The sequence below is a fragment of the Vibrio sp. D173a genome (genome assembly GCF_030248475.1).
The window spans coordinates 1-720 of the sequence record NZ_JAHGAH010001521.1 but is presented as its reverse complement, the minus strand read 5'-3'; the positions used below and the strand labels follow the sequence as shown (position 1 = coordinate 720).

General features: G+C 47.2%; 2 protein-coding genes. Both read left to right on the top strand.

The window, feature by feature from the left end; translation table 11 throughout:
* Nucleotides 1–407 (top strand): phosphatidylglycerophosphatase A (locus tag KIV40_RS34465; RefSeq protein WP_285353945.1); only part of this gene is annotated, 407 nt, incomplete at its 5' end.
* Nucleotides 408–490: 83 nt separating this feature from the next.
* The coding region (locus tag KIV40_RS34460) for a putative quinol monooxygenase (protein WP_285353943.1) at nucleotides 491–720 on the top strand (230 nt) is incomplete at its 3' end.

Below are 720 nucleotides of genomic sequence, written 5' to 3'. Positions count from 1 at the left end.
GTACCTTAGCCTCGATTCCGCTATACCTATTGTTGGTTCAGTTGCCGTTTCCGATGTATGTGGTAGCTGTGATTATTAGCTGCATCATTGGTGTCAAAATCTGTCAGGTAACCTCTGATGACATGGGTGTGCACGATCATGGTTCAATCGTCTGGGATGAGTTTGCAGGCTTTTGGATCACCATGGGCCTAGTGCCTTTACTGCAGCTCCCAACCGATGACTGGAAGTGGTTGTTGACAGGCTTCGTACTGTTCCGTTTCTTTGATATGGTTAAGCCGTGGCCGATTGGTTGGTTAGACAAACGCATTCATGGCGGCTTAGGCATCATGATTGATGATATCGTCGCGGGCGTCATGGCAGGCATTGCGCTTTACGCTGTGGGTCACTTTGCGGGTTGGTTAGCATAAACAGTTTATGGTGCTCTGGCATACCAGTATTGAGTTAGAGCGCCTTAGTTGGTTAGTTACACAAAAGAAAACAAGGAATAATAATGTCTAAGAAGGTTTACTGCATTGCTCAGTTTCAGCCAAAAGAGGGCAAACTGAACGAGCTTTTCGAAGTACTAAAAGCGCTTGAGCCAAACACAATGCGTGAAGATGGGTGTATTCAATACACAGTGACACGTCATCTGCAGAGCCCGTTTGCCGAAGGTGAGAGCTACCCAATCGCATTCAACGAGATCTGGGCAGACAATGAAGCGTTTGAAGCGCACTGCCAACG